The following is an 18,177-nucleotide window of genomic DNA, read 5'->3' on the forward strand; positions in this document are numbered from 1 at the left end:
ACTTTAACCTTAAGATGTTAATAATCTATCAGAACGGGTAATACTCAATCATCATGAATTTCACTACTACACGGGGGTTATTCAAATGGGTACATTCATTCAAGCAGTTGACGGAACTAAAATTTATGTCGAAGATGTCGGTTCAGGACAACCGGTCGTCATGTTACACGGATGGCCAGCGAATAACAACATGTTCGAATATCAAAAGAATGCCTTGCTCGACGCCGGCTACCGTTACATCGGAGTTGATTACCGCGGCTATGGCAAATCGGATGCTCCAGCCAGCGGATATGATTATGCAACGATGGCATCTGACATCGATCAAGTCATCACGCAGCTCGAACTGAAAGACGCAGCGTTACTCGGCTTTTCAATGGGGGGCGGGATTGCGTTACGCTATCTGCTCAACCACGGATCGAGCAAAATCTCGAAATTGATTCTTGCGGGTGCTGCAGCTCCGGTCTTCACGCAACGGGAAGGGTACCCGTACGGGATGACAAAAGACGAAGTCGATGACTTGATTGCCGATACGAGAAAAGACCGTCCGGCGATGCTTGAAGGATTCGGAAAAATCTTCTTTGAACAAGACCATTCAGAACCGCTGACACAATGGTTCCACAACTTAAGTGTCGCAGCCTCTTCTCACGGCACGATTTTATCGGCAATCGCCTTGCGCGACGAAGACTTACGGAATGAATTGCCGCAGATTGACGTCGAGACGTTAATCATTCATGGCAAAAAAGATAAAGTCTGTCCGTTTGAATTTGCGGAAGAGATGCAAAAAGGAATCCCGAACTCACGCATCGAACCATTTGAAGAGAGTGGGCACGGGACGGTACTCGATGAACGCGAAAAATTCAACGACACGTTACTTGCTTTCTTAAAATAATCAAAGACACGAAACAGCCATCGTAAGTATGCGATGGCTGTTAAAGCTGTAGCTAAACGGTTATGAAGCCTGAAAATGCTATATCGAGATGCGCTTTCCTGTCTCACCTCGTATTCAAAGCGGCAATCGTTCGCAGTTCTAAGCGATTCAAGACAGATTACGCTCTAAACCGTCTGCATATTTGGATTTATCTCACGGTATTCCCTAAAAAGCGTCACGTTTCGTTGACTCCTACGGGAAAAAGTGCGTTTTTAACGCACTTTCAGAGGCAGGCAAGACCCTGCTCGTTGTCCGTTAGGATCAAGGAGCAACGGCTTGCGCCTCGCCCGAGGAAAGTAACGAAAAAAGACGCTTGATTTCCTGATAGCACGTTGTCTACAGTCTGAAACAGCCATCGCAAGTATGTGATGGCTGTTTTTGTGTCTAGATTGAGGAATGAATACCTCTCTGTTTTAGGAGGTTCCACATGCAGACACCTTAGTGCACGTTCCGCCTTGAACCGAACACCCAGTTCATTCGAAATTCGAGTTCTTATGTTGTATAACTTTTGATGAACCGGCGATCGATCCATTGTTTCAAACGCCAGCTCAAATGATTCGTCTGATAGTGTCGTCCGTAAAGCAAGGTCCCTTGCTGATGTCCCATCGAAAGAATCGTCAAGTAACGCGCTTGCGGCCGGAACGTCCGCAAACGTTCCTGATTGATGAAACGAAGAAGGTTCTCATGCAAGACCGGTGCTTGCCGGACGGCGGTTACACCGTTCTTCGGTGTGTTCGGATATGCGGCGAGCGTCGCACAGTCGCCGACGGCAAACAGAGAAGGGTCCTCTAGCGACTGGAACGTCTCGTGGACGAGCAAAAATCCGCGGTCGTCACAATAGAGGCCGGATGCCTTGAACAGATCCAGTGCTGACGCGCCACCTAAAAACAGGACGGCATCCGCTTTGAATGATTGACCCGACTGGAGCCGGACGGTTTGCTCATCAAGAGAGAGGAACCGGTCGACGATGCGTGTCACGCCCAGCGTATCCAACCGGTCAAGGATGCTTGCTTCTGCCGGGTGTCCTGCGAGGAGCGGTTCATCATGGACGAGTGTGACCGAACAACCGTCCGATTGGAATGAGGCGGCCATCTCGATTGCAGCAGCACCGCTCCCGACGATGACGGGCGACGATGCCTCTTTAAACTGACGGAGCGCCTGATCGATTTGATAATTCGGCTTGATCGTGACGCGTGACGTCGCATCTGAGACATTCCAGTCATTCGAACCGATGTTACACGATACAACATCATAGGGAATGATTTGACCCGATTGACAGAAAACTTGTTTCGTTTGCGGATCGATTCGCGTGACACGGTCCTCCATCAATGTCTTTCCGTGAAGAGAACAGAGTGCTTTGACATCGACCCGGGTCTCCTCGAGTCGATACGTGCCGTCCGCAAGACCGGAGAACATTCCTGAATAATACTGGTAACGGGACGGGTTGATGACGATCCATTCAACATCCGGATGCGTTCCTTCCTTGATACATTCTAAATGGGCATGACCTGCCCCGACTAATACGATTCGTTTCAAACCTTCACCTACTTCTTTAAATTAACTGCTTCCGAAACTATGATTCCCTGAATCCGTCTGCGTTAATCTAATGAATGTCATAGGACAATCCGAAGCAAGCTCGCCACGAGACAAACGAGACAAAAAAACACTTGATCGTGACGCGTCACGACAGGACGGACATAATACGTCCGCTCGGCCTGAAACCGACGCGCTTCCATCGCAATCGCGATTTGTTCCGAACGGATGATACTGTTCGTAAAAAGCGGTAAACTGATGGCGAAAAACGTCTGCCATGGCCAAATCGAGTGCTGTTGCCGGACACGCCGTGCTTGACGGATTGTTCTTATTTCCTGCTGAAAGATCGGAATAAAACGAATCCCTGCTAAAAAGCCGTATGCGAGACGGTCCGGAAGGCGGCACTGATGAATCAGGCTCATGACGAACCGGGTTTGGTCGGTCGTCGCGATGAACGTCAAACTGAGGAAGACGAAGGCGAGCATCCGCAGTGCAATCAACCAGGCATGACCGATACTTTCTTCCGTGACGCGAAACCAACCGAATGACCAAACTTCCGTACTGCCTTTTCCGAAGGCTGCCATCATCCAAAATGTCAGCAAGAACAAGACGAGGTAGGGGGAGACCCGTTTGGCGAGCGTCAACAGTGACCAACCGGAGCAGCCCAATCCGACCGCAGCGAGTAAAAGTAAGGCTATCGTTTCGCGTAACGTCGGTGCCGCAATCAAGAGCACCATCACGTACAGGAGGGCACCGAGCTTGAGTGCCGGATTAATACGTGCGAGCGGGGAGTCGTTTTCCTGCACGACGTTTCACCTCCTCGAGTTGCTGATACAAATACGATAACGGACGAGAGAGTTGGTTATGCTCGAGTAACGTCTCGTCTTTAAACAAAGTGTCCGGTGTGCCGTCGAACTGAAGTCGCCCGTCACCAAGGACGAGGACCCGGTCGGCATACTGGTGGACCAGCTCCATGTCATGCGTCACCATGATCAGCGTCGTCCCGTTTAATCGCGCCTGCTCGAACATCTCGATGAGTTGACTTGTCGTCTCGGCATCTTGACCGAACGTCGGTTCATCGAGTAACAGGACGTCTTTTGGTTCTAACAACATCGTTGCGACGCTGAGCCGTCGCTTTTGACCCATGCTCAGGGCGAGGGGCGACTGACGGGCGACATGGGTTAACCGGTAGGATTGCAACGCCGTTTCAATCCGCTCCGGCGTCGGTGCATCCATGCTGATTACGAGCTCGTCTTCGACCGTCTGCTTGAGAAATTGGAGCTCTGGCTGTTGAAAGACGAATCCGACGTGTCGGTAATAGCTCCGACTTTTCCATGTCCGCAGTTCTTTTTCGAACAAGCGGACCGTACCGCCTTGCGCCGGAATCAATTTCGCCAGTGTTTCGAGCAACGTGCTTTTCCCGGCACCGTTCGATCCGACGACCATGATCCATTCTCCGGCGTGTGTTGCAAGCGACAGGTTATCGACAATCACTTGCTTACGGCGTCCTAACGCGGTGCGCGTCAGCGCGAACGTCGTGTCGTGCCGAACCGGAGGACGGTTGTTAGTCACTTTTCGTAACCGCCCCGCCTGGGAAGAAGCGGGGGGCACGGTTTCCAGTTCATACGGGTAGAGGAGCGGTGTTGCAATGCCGCGTCGTTCGAGTTCAGCGCGATGCTGACCGAAGACATCAAGCGGCGGACCATCACGTAAAATCGTTCCACCGTGATCGAAGACGAGCACCCGGTCACTGAACGTCACACAGCGGTCAAGCTGATGTTCAATCAGAACGAGCGTCAACGTCCGGTCGTGATGGAGTTCCTCAATCAGCTGCATCAAAACCCGATGTCCTGCCGGATCGAGTTGCGCCGTCGGTTCGTCAAGCAATAGAATATCCGGCTCAAGGGCTAGGACGCAGGCGAGGGCGAGTCGTTGTTTCATCCCTCCTGACAGTTGCATAATCGGTGTCGTCAGCGGCACATCAAGGCCGACACGTGCCAGTACGGCGTCAACCCGGTCATCCATCTGACTGCGGTCGACTGAGCGATTTTCAAGACTAAAGGCAACTTCCGCTCCGACGGTCTGCATGCAGAACTGGTCGTCCGGATTTTGAAAAAGGATTCCGACCGTCCCATTCGTTTTGCAGTGGCCGCTGACATCGGCTTCGATCGCGTCAGGTAATAAACCGGCGAGAACATGTAAAAACGTCGTTTTCCCACTGCCGCTCGGTCCGACGAGCAACGTCGTTTCCCCTTCGTGTAGCGTCACCGTCACCTTGTGCAGGACGTTGTCATGTTGCCCCGGATAGCGGACAGACAAGTCGTTACAATGAATCATGCTGCATCCGGCTTCCGCCGCTTACGCCCGATCGCATAACCGTTCAACGTCCCTGTCTTGACGAGCGCATCGACGATGACTTTCGCAAGTAATCCACCGAGCAATGCACCGCTGACGAGTTGAAGGGAAAACGTCAACAGAAGTGTCGTCGTCGTATAGTAGGCGAAACCATTGACGACAAGACTATAGACCATACTACCGATTGCGGCGAACATTCCGGATAGAACTAACGTCATTGTGTTGAACTTCCGGTATCCGAAGAGGGCAAAAGCGATTTCGGCACCGATTCCTTGAGCGAAACCAATCAATAAGGCCGATAATCCGAAGTGACTCCCCGTGAATAATTCGACAGCCGCGGCGACGACTTCTGCAATCAGTGCTGCCCCGGGCTTTTGAATGATGTAGGCGACAAGCGGACTCGCGATGACCCAAATCCCGAACATCCAGTTCGATCCGACCGGTCCGAAGATCGCGGAAATCGGTAACCACAATGTCGACCACCCTAAGTAGAGTACCCCGCAAGCAACCGACAACATCATCATGACAATGATTTCTTTCATTTTCCAACTGTTCATGTTCCTATCTCCCTTTGGCACAACCACCAGACAAACAAAAAGACCGCCCTCTATGAAAGAGAGCGGTCGCTGAATCTGCAAACATGCAGAAAAATTGAACGAATTACCGCTCCACTTTCCTACGCTAGTATGAACTAGATCAGGTTCAAAGGGTCCGAAGTGAATCGTCTCAGCCAATGGGCTCCCCTAGTGGATGTGCATATAGTGTGTACGCTATTTACTGTACCGACTCTACCGACAGTTGTCAATACAGATAAAAACCCTCCGCGAGGGGAGGGTAAGAAAAATTATTCTTTTTCTTCCGTTTGTTCTTCAGTAGAAACTTCTTCTGTCGCTTCAGCTGGTTCTTCAGCATCTGCTTCTTCGAGATCCGCTTCAAGTGTCGATTCGACGACGGCAACGACTTGAATGTCACCTTCCGTAACGATACGGTATTCTTTTTCTTCCGGCAAATCCGAAACCGATAGAGAATCACCGAGGTTAAGATTTGTCACATCGACTTCGACGCGTTCCGGTAATTTATCTGGTGTAGCTGCAACTGTTACTTTAAAGAGTGTTTGTGAAAGATATCCACCAAGTTTTGCACCAGCCGCTTCGCCGACGAGGACGATATCTGTTTCGACTTCTGTTTCTTCATCCATTTTAACAGCGATGAATTCAACGTGCTTGATTGTTGGTGTGAAGATATCCATATCGAGTTTGTTGATCAGTGTGTTGACTTTTTTACCACCGATTTGAAGTGCAACAAGTGCATTCTCACCATGTTCGCGAACGACTTTGATCAATGCTTTTTCGTCAAAGGCAATCGGTGTACTTTCCACTTTGTAACCATACACGACACCAAGAGCTTTTCCTTCATGACGTAATTGCTTTCTAAGTGAGCGTGGGCGTACTTCGCGTTCTTCTACTTTTAATGTTACTGACATGTTCATTTCCCCCTTGAATTTGGTATAGCCCTCAAAAGGTAATGAAGAAAGGAGTGGAACGAATCGTTCCGGATCAAGACGGTGCATCGAATGCTATTTCAAATTGATTTCATAAAAATGAAGATCGAAGTGAGTGGTTAGCATTTCTCTCCCAGGTCATTACGCTGATATTGAGAAACATGTGGTTGTAAAAGCAACTCGCTGATGCGGTGCTATGATAGTTATACCCCCGTAACATTAAAAGCTAAACATCAACCGGCGAAAAAACGATAGCCAGAAACCTGTTCTCCCTAGAGCAGCAACGGTTTACATCCTATTAAGAAATCGGTGCCTTTCCTCTTATTCAAGCAATTGAACCATCTCATCGACCGATAACGCAAGTGACGCCGGTTGTTCAAGTATGTCCGTCACGAGTGTCGCTTTCCGTTCCTGCAGCTCGATGATTTTTTCTTCGATCGTGCCTTTCGTGATTAATTTAATGACTTCGACCGTCTGTGTTTGTCCCATCCGGTGTGCCCGGTCAGCCGCTTGCTGTTCGACAGCCGGATTCCACCAACTGTCATATAAGATGACAGTATCCGCCGTCGCCAGGTTCAGTCCGGTGCCGCCCGCCTTCAGTGAAATCAAAAACAGATCGACTTCGCCTGCATTAAAACGGTCGCAGCGTTCGAGACGCTCCGCAATCGGTGTATCCCCGCGCAGTTCGAAATGAGGGAGGTGCAACTCATGCAGGTCGTTCCGAATCAAATCGAGCATTTTTGTAAACTGTGAAAAAATTAAGATCCGTTTGTCTGCTGCCCGTTTTTCTTGAATCAAGGCGAGCAACCGGTCCCGTTTCGCCGACCGGCCGCGGTAGTTTTCGACGAACAACCGGGGGTCGCAACAGATTTGCCGGAGCCGGGTCAATCCGGCGAGTAACTTCATCCGTTCTTCCGGTTTTGACTGATCGAGATGCTGTAACGTCTCGAGCTGTAACTTTGCCAAGTGGGCGGCATAGAGTTTTTTCTGTGCCGCCGTCAGTTCCGTGTACTGATGGACGACTTGTTTCGCCGGCAACTGTTGCAAAACATCTTTTTTCGTCCGGCGCAGCAAAAACGGTTCGACGAATTGTTGGACGTCCCGTGCTGACCAGTCGAGAAACCGTTGCCGGTCCGGCAAGAGTGCCGGGAAGACGACGTCAAAGATTGACCAGAGATCAAGCGTCTTGTTTTCGAGCGGCGTCCCCGTCAAGGCAAACCGCCGCGTCGCCCACAGTTGTTTTAAGCTGACCGTCGTCTGCGACCGTGGATTCTTCAGATGTTGTGCTTCATCAAAAAAGATACAATCGTAATGGATCGTTTGATGATTTTTGATGTCGAGCCGGAGCGACGGGTAGGAGATGATGAGAATGACGTCGTCCGGCAAGTCTTCGAGCTGTCGTAAGCGCGACGCACGACTCCCGCTGAGCACACGGACGGTGCGTGTCGGAGCAAAGCGGTGCAGCTCTGCTGCCCAATTGTAGAGGAGTGACGCCGGGGCGACGATCAAGACACGTGCACTCGGGAGCGTTTCGATATAACCGATGGCTTGGATCGTTTTGCCGAGTCCCATCTCGTCCGCTAAGATGCCATGACAGTCGTGTGCCGCAAGACTCTTGAAGAAGCGGACGCCGTCTTGCTGATACGGCAAAAGTTGTGTCGCGAGCGGTTCCGGTAACGCCAGTCGCTCTGTTTTTCCGGCTTTCATCTCGAGCAATCGTTCCTTCAGTTGACTGTGGACCGTCAAGAAGGCAGCCGGGGTCAACAGGGCCAAGTTCGGCACGGCAGGAACGGTCAATTCCGCTTCAAGTAACGTCTGTTCCGTCGCTTCGACTTCCTGTAACAGCCGTTTGATTTGCGTGAAGGCACGGTCTTCAAGCGACAGCAATTGTCCCGAACGTAAACGGTGGTACGTCTTTTGCGTCACGAGTGACGCGAGGACCGCCGACAGTTCTTGTTCTGAAATCCCGTCCATCGAAAACTTGAACGTCAACCAATCGAGTCGCTTCGTCACGTTGACTTCAATTTTCGGATGGAATGGACCGGGGAGCAATGCCGTTTTGATGCTCGCCGTCGCGTATAACTCGAGTTGACCGAGGGCAACCATCGGGTCAAGTAAACCTTTTAAGACAACGTAGTGATTACTTTCTCCTTCTACTACATAACGGGCTTGATCCGCGCAGAGTCCTGTCGCTTCCAAATAACGCGTCACCGCCCGCTCCGTCGACAAGTCACGCCCGATCCAGCGTGTCGGAGTCAACGGGTTGACGGTTTTGCCGTCGTAATCAAACGTGACGACGACTTCCAGGCGGGTATTGATCCGGTCGAGAGCCAGTTTGACGCGAGGGGATCCGCTGACGAGTCGGCCCCGGACAGCGGCGCTCATCCAGATGTCCGCCCGTTCCCGTAACCAGTCGCGGTCGTTCAGTAAACGGTCGAAGTAGGGCAGGGACAAGAGATAACTGCGCTGTGTCGTCAGGCTTTCGAGTGCAATCCCGCCGTCGCGGACGTCAAACCGGAGCTGCGCTTTATTTTCGCGTGTCAATGTCGCAAGATAGGTTGCAGCTGCGGCATCTTCAATTGTCGGTTGCGCTGAAAACGGTGTGATGGCCGGACGATTCGGTCCGGGCGTCCCGTAGGCTTGAATTTGTTGTAAGGCTAACAGCACTGCGACGATATGCCCACAAAACGAGGCATCCATGGCGAGCGAGGGACAGTTGCATCCGGCGTCAACACCCGTTTCCCGGAGATGAACGTGGACGTGAAAACGTGTTTCACCGGCAACTTCCGCCTCGACGAAGAGGTCACCCGGTGTGTAGTTGTGTAAGGTCACTTTTTTTGCCGTCACATACCGTTTTCCGCGGCGAAAGGCATAGGTATCTGACATTTGTTTGATTTTTCGTTCACTTAATCCAAAATTCATCTGTGGTCTCCTTTACTATAAAGTTACTATAAGGTGACATAATACTATTATCGTTCACCATCAAATAATTCAATCGCCCGTTTTTTCTCCTGATCGCCGATATGGGCATAGACTTGAGTCGTCGCGACGGACTCGTGCCCAAGGAGTTGCTGAATCGTCAAGACATCGACGCCACCTGTCGCGAGACGCGTCGCAAACGTATGCCGTAACTTGTGTGGTGTGATTTGTTTCCGTTCCAAAAACGGTAAGACCGGTCGTAACCGATCGGTATGCCGCTTTAATATATGTTGGACCGCCCGCGGGCTGAGCGGTTTCCCTTGTTTTTCGAATACAGCATCTTTCCCACGCATCGACAACTGATAATGGGCGGCGTACTTTCTGAGGGCGACGCGTGCCGGTTGCGCAAGTGGGATGACCCGCTCCTTGTTGCCTTTACCAATCACGCGAATCGTTCCTTCATGAAAATCGAGATCGTTCCACGTCAATTGTGTCATCTCGCTGAGACGCATCCCGCTATAGCCGAGCAACTGGAATAACGTCACATCACGGACGCGGTCACGCTCATAATGCGCCGCCTCCCGCGGATTCATTTCAATGTTCGACGGCAACAATTGAATCAATTCATCCCATTCACGTTTCGTTAAGTAGACCGGATCGCGTTTCGCTTGTTTCGGACGGTTGATTTTTGCGACCGGGTTTTCCGACAGGACGCCGATGTCGATCAAATGGCGAAATAACGATTGTAACGCCGACAACTTCCGGTTGATGACGCTCGGCGCATTGCCCTTCGTCAAGGCTAAGTATTCGGCGTAAGCCGCAATTCCCGCACCGTCAATCTCAAGAAATGCCTCTTGCGTGATATCAATCGCCCGGACATCCTGCCCTGACGCGGCAGCGACAAAACTAAAAAACGAATCAAAGTCATACACATACCGACGCATTGTTGCTTTTGAGAAGTTTTTTGAAGCTAAGTGGTCGATGTAATCGCGAATAAATTCCGGCATTCGGTGATAGCCTGGTAGATCAACGGTATGGGCCGGAATTTGGACGGTTTTAACGGTTTTTCCTAGATTTTTAAATAAACTCATCAGTCTATTCCCCCTCTGACCTTACTATACCAAACGTTGGTAGACGGTACACTAGTTTGCGTGAAATAGTTATTTCACGCAATGTTAAATTGTCAGACAGGGAGCCCTCAGTTGCATCGACTTTCCGACTAACGGGTGACTGGTCAACTCGATGCAAATCAACGAAAGGTGTATTTTCTTATGTCAAACAGAACAATAATTGTATTATGTCACCTTGATAGAATGAATTCAGAAAAATATTCTTGAAAACCAATTTCGCTCTCAGTTGCATCGAACATGACTTCGACAGGTGGTTGGTCGTCTCATTTTCGTACAGATCGTTTTTCGTTTTTTCTCGGAATTGTTGCAAACTTTTAGAAACACGGCTTAACCGAAAGTGATTCGGGTATAGACAAGAAGATTGACTCAATTACGTATAGGGGGAGAAATGAATGATTTCTGATCAACAAGCACGCCAATTACTAAAAGAAGCGAAACGGATTGCCGTCGTCGGGATTTCAAGTGATTCCGGGAAAACTGCGAACTGGATCGCCGATTATCTTGTGCAGCACGGGTACGAGGTCGTTCCCGTCAATCCGACGCTTGACGAATGGAACGGATTAAAAGTTTATCCGACGGTCGATAGCATCCCGGGTCATATCGATATCGTCGACGTGTTCCGTCGCTCCGAGTTTTTAGCGGACGCTGCAAAAGAAGCGGTTGCCCATGGCGACGTCGGGATGATTTGGAACCAGCTCGGTCTGTCGAGCGTCGAAGCGGAAAGTTTAGCGCTCGGGGCAGGAATCCCGTATATCGAAAATCGATGCATCAAAATCGAACACCAATACTTATGATTTCGAGTCAAATCAAGACACTTACTCAAACGCGAGTGAGTGTCTTTTTTACGTTCCCCCTTGTCAGATAGCAAGAAGATGCCTACAATTAGATACAGACTACTAGAAAAACGAACGAATGTTTGGAAAATCGGCGTTTTTCTATATGAGGTGAAAACTATGGCGACAGATTTAAACAATTATAATGACGATGCCATCCAGGTGCTCGAAGGACTCGAAGCTGTCCGGAAGCGCCCAGGTATGTATATCGGATCGACCGATCATCGTGGACTCCACCACTTGGTGTATGAGATCGTCGATAACGCAATCGATGAAGCCCTTGCCGGGTTCGGGGAACAGATCGATGTCACGATCCATAAAGATAACGCCATCACGGTCCGTGACCACGGGCGCGGGATGCCGACGGGAATGCACGCGTCGGGGAAACCGACGGCAGAAGTCATCTTCACCGTTCTCCACGCCGGCGGAAAATTCGGTCAAGGCGGTTATAAGACGTCTGGTGGATTGCATGGTGTCGGTGCCTCCGTCGTCAATGCCTTATCCACAGACTTGAAGGTGACGATTTATCGTGACGGAAAACAGTTCGAGCAAACGTTTGAAAATGGCGGAATGCCTAAAACGACGTTACTTGAGACGGGAGCGACGCGTCAAAAAGGAACGGCTGTCTATTTTAAGCCGGATGCGAAAATTTTCAGTACCTTGACATACAACTACGAAACGCTCGCTGAACGTCTTCGTGAATCCGCTTTCCTCTTAAAAGGCTTGAAAATCACCTTGACGGATGAACGGTCCGACAAAGCAGATGTCTTCCAATACGAAGAAGGGGTCAGCGAGTTCGTCGGTTATTTGAACGACGATAAAGATGTCCTGCATCCGACGGTCGCGTTTGAAGGCGTCGAAAACGAAATCGAAGTCGATATCGCGTTCCAATTCACGGACGCCTACTCGGAAAACGTCCTGTCGTTCGTCAATAACGTCCGGACGCGTGACGGCGGAACCCATGAAGTCGGTTCGAAAACGGCAATGACCCGCGTTATGAACGAATATGCCCGTAAAAATAGTTTATTAAAAGAAAAAGATAAAAATCTCGACGGCAATGATATCCGGGAAGGCTTGACGATGATCGTCTCGATTCGGATTCCGGAAGAATTCCTCCAGTTCGAAGGACAAACGAAGTCAAAACTCGGTTCTCCTGAAGCACGGACGAGTTGTGACGCCGTCATCAGCCGCCGTCTGTCGACGTACCTCGAAGAAAACCCGCAAACGGCGACTTTGCTCATTAAAAAAGCCATTCGTGCGGCACAAGCTCGCGAAGCAGCCCGCAAAGCCCGGGAAGAAGCGCGCAACGGCAAGAAAAAGAAACGTTCCAGCATCTTAAACGGGAAATTGACACCGGCCGCTTCAAAAAACGCCGACAAAAATGAATTGTTCCTCGTCGAGGGAGATTCTGCCGGCGGTTCTGCGAAACAAGGACGGAACCGGACGTTCCAAGCGATTTTACCGTTACGCGGGAAAGTCCTCAATACGGAAAAAGCGAAACTCGCCGACATCATGAAGAATGAAGAAATCAACATGATCATCCATGCGATCGGAGCCGGGGTCGGGGCAGATTTCGACCTGTCCGACTGTAATTTCGACAAGGTCATCATCATGACCGATGCCGATACCGATGGCGCCCACATTCAAGTCCTCCTGCTGACGTTCTTCTTCCGGTACATGCGTCCGTTGATTGACGCCGGGAAAGTCTTCGTCGCTTTACCGCCGCTGTATCGTGTCTCGAAAGGTAAGGGAAAAACGGAGAAGTTTGAGTATGTCTGGGATGAAGACACACTGGCGAAAACAACAAAAAAGTATGGTAAAGGCTATATGATCCAACGCTACAAAGGACTTGGTGAGATGAATGCTCCTCAACTTTGGGAAACGACGATGGATCCTGAGACCCGGACATTGATTCGCGTCACGATCGACGACGCCGCCGTTGCTGAAAAACGTGTTTCCGTCTTGATGGGCGATAACGTCGGCCACCGCCGGTCATGGATTGAAGATAACGTCGCGTTCGGACTCGCGGAAGACATCTCAATCATTGAAAACGAACACGTGACGAAAGCGAGTGTGACAAAGCATGTCTAATTTACAAAACATCTTAAATTTATCGCTCGAACAGGTCGTCGGTGACCGGTTCGGACGTTATTCGAAATACATCATTCAAGACCGGGCTTTACCGGATGCGCGCGACGGGCTCAAACCCGTCCAGCGGCGTATTCTCTATGCAATGCATACGGAAGGGAATCTGTATGACCGTGCGTACCGGAAGTCTGCCAAGACGGTCGGGGTCGTCATCGGCAATTACCACCCGCACGGCGACTCGTCTGTCTATGAGGCGATGGTCCGCTTGAGTCAGGAGTGGAAGTTACGGTACCCGCTCGTCGACATGCAAGGGAATAATGGATCGATCGACGGCGATAGCGCGGCCGCGATGCGGTATACGGAAGCGCGTCTCTCGAAAGTCTCAAGCTTGATTCTAGACGGCATCAATAAACAGACGGTCGACTATACACTCAACTTCGATGATACGACGGAAGAACCACTCGTTTTACCGTCGTTGTTACCGAACTTGTTGATGAACGGCTCGACCGGGATTTCTGCCGGATACGCGACAGAGATTCCTCCGCACCACGCGGGCGAAGTCCTCGACGCGGCAATCGGTCGCATCTCAGGCACGGTCAATGACGTCAACGACCTGCTGACACACATGCAAGGACCTGATTTCCCGACTGGTGGCGTCGTGCAAGGGCTCGACGGGATCAAAAAAGCGTTCGAAACAGGACGCGGGAAAGTCATCATCCGGTCGCGGGCGACAATCGAGACACTCCGCGGGGGACGTCAGCAAATCGTCATCACGGAACTGCCGTACGAAGTCAACAAAGCAAATCTCGTCAAACGGATGGAAGAATTACGCCTCGACCGTAAAGTCGAAGGAGTGGCTGAAGTCCGCGATGAAACGGACCGCGACGGACTGCGTGTCGTCATCGAACTGAAAAAAGAGGCAGATGCAGAGGGGATTTTACATTTTTACCTCAAACAAACCGACCTCCAAGTCGCCTATAACTACAATATGGTCGCCATCCATGAGCGGACACCGCGTCAAATGGGTGTGCTCGCCTTACTGGATGCTTATTTAAGCCACGTCAAGGAAGTCGTCATCCGCCGGACAACGTTTGATCTCGATCAAGCGAAACGCCGCCAGGAAGTCGTCTCTGCCTTAATGACTGCGATTTCCGTCCTCGATGAGACACTCCGTCTGATTCGGGCTGCGACGAACAAAGCGGAAGCAAAAGAGAATCTGATTGAACGCTTCGCCTTCTCGGACCGCCAAGCAGAAGCTGTCGTCATGCTCCAACTGTATCGCCTGACAAATACGGACATCGTCGAATTGCAGGAAGAGGCTGAAAAACTCGAGAAGGAAGTCACGCGTCTCGAGAAAATCTTGAACGATGAGAAGACGCGGAACCGCCTCATCATTAAAGAATTGAGCATCTTAAAGGATCAAGTCGCGGATGAACGCCGTTCAACCGTCGAAGCCGAAGTCGAAGAACTGAAGCTGAAGACGGAAGTCATGATCGCCGTCGAAGAAACGATGGTCTTCATGTCGAAAAACGGCTACATCAAACGCTCGTCGCTCCGTTCATTCGGTGCCTCGAACGACCTCCCGGAGATGAAGGAACAAGATCGTCTGCTCTATCAAGGGCAAGCGATGACGACCGATCACGTCATCGTCTGGACGATACGCGGTAATTACTTATTGATTCCGGTCCATCAGCTCCCAGATACGAAATGGAAGGATGGCGGACAACACGTCGCCAATCTCGTACCACTCGAACCGGGTGACCGTGTCCTCTCGATCGATCTCGTCCGGACGTTCGACGAAACGTCACATTGTCTGTTCGTCACTCGCCAAGGAATGGTCAAACGATCGAAACTGAGCGATTACAATGCCCAGCGGAAGTCGAAACCATTGCAAGGCGTCCGCTTAAAAGCAGATGACGAGGTCCTCTATGCTGCGGTCTCGACTGGCGAGAAACAATTGTTCCTCGCAACGCAAAACGGCTTTGGTCTGTGGTTCACGGAAGACGATGTGCCGGTCGTCGGCGTTCGGGCAGCAGGTGTCAAAGCCATCAACCTGAAGGATGATGATGTCGTCGCAGGGGCGATTGCCTTTATGCAAGCACCGAATATCGTCTTACTGACACAGCGGGGTGCCTTGAAGAAGATGCGCCTTTCGGATCAGTTCCAAATCACGAATCGTGCCTTACGTGGTCAGCAATTGTTGCGTGATTTAAAATCAAAACCGCATCAGGTAGCGGCGTTACTTGATGTCACGAATCAAAAAGAACTCCTTTTAATCGGAAAAGAGCAGGCAAAATCGATTCAAATCGGTTCCTTGTCTTATCTCGATCGGTTATCGAATGGTTCGTTTGCGTATGATGAAGAAAAATTCGGTCCACTCGTTGACTGGTATACCGTTTGACGGTCAGACGTCCCTCACGATGAAGCGTGGGGGACGTCTTTTTTTCTGTCTTTTTGTAGGAAATGTCGTCTTTTTAATCATTTTTTTAGATTATTTCCACAAATTATCGGTGAATCTTTAGTTTACAAATTGAAAGAGTGACCAATAACCGCTACAATAAAAGAAAATGGTCAGGTCAAGCATGTCACATCAGACGCGAAGCGGTTCGAAGCGTAGCTTATATGTATTTCTCAAGCAGCTACGGATCCGTCCTTAGCTGCTTTTGTGCCATCTGCCTAACTGGAGAGGTGATGAAGATGAAATTCAGACGACGCGAAAAAGTAGCAATCTATATCACACGGGAACAACCAGAGGGATGGGAACTACTTGTTTTTCATCCACAATCAGCTCCAGATAGTGACTGGCAGATTCCTGCCGGGACGATTGAAGACGCAGAAATCGCCAAGGAAGCAGCCGTCCGCGAGACGTTGGAAGAAAGTGGTCTATCACTTGCGACCGTTCAATACGTTGGCGAAGAAGAGATGCGTTACCCAGAGCGGATGCGGGTCCATTACACGTATTTCTATCATGCCCATATCGAATGCCAAGAAAACAGATGGACGCATTGTGTTGCGGGTGACGGTCAAGATTGCGGTGATTTTTTCCATTTCGCCTGGTTGCCGCTTGATCGCATCACACAGCTCGAACGCCGGCATCATATTTTTCTTGATCGGCTCATTCATCGGTTGGAACGTAATCAACCATATGATTGTCGCAAACACGGCTAATGTCGTGTTTTTTGTTTTGTCTCACTATATTGAGTTTACCTTACTTATGAGACAAGATTATTTAACTATTGATAATATATGTTATGTTAACTAGCAAAGAAAAATAATTTTTTTGCATGTCCCCCATAAAAAATAGTCAGTTTGCCCCTTTGTTTTTTACATCCAGCCCTGTTACTCTAAATACAGTAACAAATCACTTGTTACCTTTATGTCGGTAACATTACGGTTGTAACCGGATTATCAGTAACAAAGGAGGAATTTGATGCAAGCCGTCGCCATTTCATTTGACGTCAAAAACTCACGCACTTTTCCGCACAAAGAAGAATTATTGCAGACACTCCGGACGTTAGCGGAGCAATTAAATGATCAGTTTAAAGACGCACTCGTCCCATTTCAAATCAAGTCTGGAGACAGCTTACTCGGTGTTTTCCAAAGCTACCCAATCTGTTATCCTGTTTTACTCGAACTCGTTAATAGTCCGCTCGACGGTTATGTCGGAGTCGGATTTGGTCAATATGAAACGCTTTCGACGACAGAAGCCGACGAAGCGAACGGTAGCGCCATCATTTTTGCCTTCGAAGCGCAAGAGGCGGCCAAAAAATCAGACAATCAAATCGTTTTCGCCGGCCCCCCTTATTTCCCGGCTGCTTTACTAACAGGCTATGTCGATATGCTGTATCCCGCTTATTTTGGTAAAACAGATCGTCAAGTCGAGCTCCATACACTGATGGACCGATTCCCGGACGCAACGTATGAAGAAATCGGACTAAAAATGGGTTTTCAAGAAAAAGATGCCCGAATTAACGTCGCGAAACTTGTTGCCCGCTCGCAACGTAAACAACGGAAGCAACTCGAAACGGCTTTTATACAAGCGCTCGAGCAACTCCAAGTCTGGGAGGCGATTGGATGAATTTACTGTTGAGCCTTCTGATTGCCCATCTCATTGCCGATTTCTCGCTGCAAGGTAAACGGATCGCGGAGCACAAGCACCGGAAGCTTCGCCCCCTGCTCGTCCACCTCGGGATACATAGCCTCTGTACAGCGGCTGTCTTAAGTTATTTTTACCTGACCGGACAAATCGAGCTCGTAAGTGCCCTGTATCTCTTCAGTGCGATTATCGGATCACACGCCGTCATTGACCGCTCGCAACTTAAGCGGATCATCAAACCGGCACCGGCTTTTTGGATTGATCAACTGTTACATATCGGCATCATCATTGGTCTGATTGCGGTGATGTTCCCGATCAGTTGGCCAAGTGCCATCACCCTCTCCTTCCAAGTGCTTTGGATCATCATGTGGAGCCTGGTTGCGACGGAACTGGTCGGACGGGGCATCGCCCCCTTGCTGCTACCGTTCGCTCCCCGATTGATTGAATCCCATTTCGAGCGGAAAGTGACTCGTAAGGAACAATTGAACGGGATCAGCCGTTCCGTCACCCACGAGGTTGAGGATTCGGCCCGCAGTTACACGACAGAGATTAATGGCGTTGGTCGCTATATCGGTCTCGTCGAGCGGGCAATCATCGTTATTCTCGTCGCCGTCAATGCGGTTGGTGCAATCGGCTTCATCATCGCTCTCAAAGCATTGGCGCGGTTCAAGCAGTTTGAAGACCGCCGTTTTGCGGAATATTATATCATCGGCAGTTTACTTAGTATTTTGAGCGCACTCCTCTGCGGAATCGCCATTCGCTTCGTATTATAGAACGAGAAAGAAAGTGAGGTG

General features: G+C 50.0%; 14 protein-coding genes and 1 riboswitch. Of the genes, 7 read left to right on the plus strand and 7 right to left on the minus strand.

Annotated elements, in window-relative coordinates; all coding sequences use genetic code 11:
- Positions 1 to 85 precede the first annotated feature (85 nt).
- A complete protein-coding gene (locus tag A0126_RS18085; protein ID WP_088837159.1) occupies positions 86 to 889 on the plus strand; it encodes an alpha/beta fold hydrolase in 804 nt (267 codons plus the stop codon).
- 531 nt (positions 890 to 1,420) lie between these two features.
- On the opposite strand, the gene A0126_RS18090 is transcribed toward A0126_RS18085, so the two are convergent.
- The 7 genes from A0126_RS18090 to A0126_RS18120 form a co-directional block, all read right to left on the minus strand.
- Positions 1,421 to 2,464 (minus strand): NAD(P)/FAD-dependent oxidoreductase, encoded by a 1,044-nt coding sequence (locus A0126_RS18090; protein WP_088837160.1) that lies wholly within the window; start codon positions 2,462 to 2,464, stop codon positions 1,421 to 1,423.
- A gap of 77 nt (positions 2,465 to 2,541) precedes the next feature.
- The gene (locus A0126_RS18095; protein WP_088837161.1) at positions 2,542 to 3,267 is read right to left on the minus strand and encodes an energy-coupling factor transporter transmembrane component T family protein; all 726 of its coding nucleotides are present in this window, start codon (positions 3,265 to 3,267) and stop codon (positions 2,542 to 2,544) included.
- On the minus strand, positions 3,233 to 4,798 hold the full coding sequence (locus A0126_RS18100) for an ABC transporter ATP-binding protein (protein ID WP_239456894.1): 1,566 nt from the start codon (positions 4,796 to 4,798) through the stop codon (positions 3,233 to 3,235). The genes A0126_RS18095 and A0126_RS18100 overlap by 35 nt, the downstream gene beginning before the upstream one ends.
- Complete coding sequence (locus A0126_RS18105; protein WP_088837162.1) at positions 4,795 to 5,373, minus strand: ECF transporter S component; 579 nt, start codon at positions 5,371 to 5,373, stop codon at positions 4,795 to 4,797. The genes A0126_RS18100 and A0126_RS18105 overlap by 4 nt, the downstream gene beginning before the upstream one ends.
- Positions 5,374 to 5,472: 99 nt before the next feature.
- Positions 5,473 to 5,571, minus strand: a riboswitch (TPP riboswitch).
- An 89-nt stretch (positions 5,572 to 5,660) separates the two neighbouring features.
- A complete protein-coding gene (locus A0126_RS18110; RefSeq protein WP_088837163.1) occupies positions 5,661 to 6,299 on the minus strand; it encodes a 50S ribosomal protein L25/general stress protein Ctc in 639 nt (212 codons plus the stop codon).
- Positions 6,300 to 6,638: 339 nt separating this feature from the next.
- Positions 6,639 to 9,239: a DEAD/DEAH box helicase gene (locus tag A0126_RS18115; RefSeq protein WP_088837164.1), complete on the minus strand. Its 2,601-nt coding sequence runs from the start codon at positions 9,237 to 9,239 to the stop codon at positions 6,639 to 6,641.
- Between the two features lie 47 nt (positions 9,240 to 9,286).
- On the minus strand, positions 9,287 to 10,327 hold the full coding sequence (locus A0126_RS18120) for a tyrosine-type recombinase/integrase (RefSeq protein WP_239456895.1): 1,041 nt from the start codon (positions 10,325 to 10,327) through the stop codon (positions 9,287 to 9,289).
- 431 nt (positions 10,328 to 10,758) lie between these two features.
- Here A0126_RS18120 and A0126_RS18125 point away from each other — a divergent pair, with 431 nt between their 5' ends.
- From A0126_RS18125 to A0126_RS18150, 6 genes are all read left to right on the plus strand, one after another.
- Positions 10,759 to 11,160 (plus strand): CoA-binding protein, encoded by a 402-nt coding sequence (locus A0126_RS18125; RefSeq protein ID WP_088837166.1) that lies wholly within the window; start codon positions 10,759 to 10,761, stop codon positions 11,158 to 11,160.
- Positions 11,161 to 11,319: 159 nt separating this feature from the next.
- Positions 11,320 to 13,290 (plus strand): DNA topoisomerase IV subunit B, encoded by a 1,971-nt coding sequence (gene parE, locus A0126_RS18130; RefSeq protein ID WP_088837167.1) that lies wholly within the window; start codon positions 11,320 to 11,322, stop codon positions 13,288 to 13,290.
- Positions 13,283 to 15,688 (plus strand): DNA topoisomerase IV subunit A, encoded by a 2,406-nt coding sequence (gene parC, locus A0126_RS18135; protein WP_088837168.1) that lies wholly within the window; start codon positions 13,283 to 13,285, stop codon positions 15,686 to 15,688. The genes parE and parC overlap by 8 nt, the downstream gene beginning before the upstream one ends.
- Before the next feature lie 296 nt (positions 15,689 to 15,984).
- Complete coding sequence (locus A0126_RS18140) at positions 15,985 to 16,455, plus strand: NUDIX domain-containing protein (protein WP_235195152.1); 471 nt, start codon at positions 15,985 to 15,987, stop codon at positions 16,453 to 16,455.
- Positions 16,456 to 16,717: 262 nt separating this feature from the next.
- Positions 16,718 to 17,365 (plus strand): hypothetical protein, encoded by a 648-nt coding sequence (locus A0126_RS18145; protein WP_088837169.1) that lies wholly within the window; start codon positions 16,718 to 16,720, stop codon positions 17,363 to 17,365.
- Entirely contained in the window at positions 17,362 to 18,156 is a 795-nt protein-coding gene (locus A0126_RS18150; RefSeq protein WP_088837170.1) for a DUF3307 domain-containing protein, read from the plus strand. Before A0126_RS18145 ends, A0126_RS18150 begins: the two co-directional genes overlap by 4 nt.
- The last annotated feature ends 21 nt before the right edge of the window (positions 18,157 to 18,177 follow it).

The organism is Exiguobacterium sp. N4-1P (genome assembly GCF_002214325.1).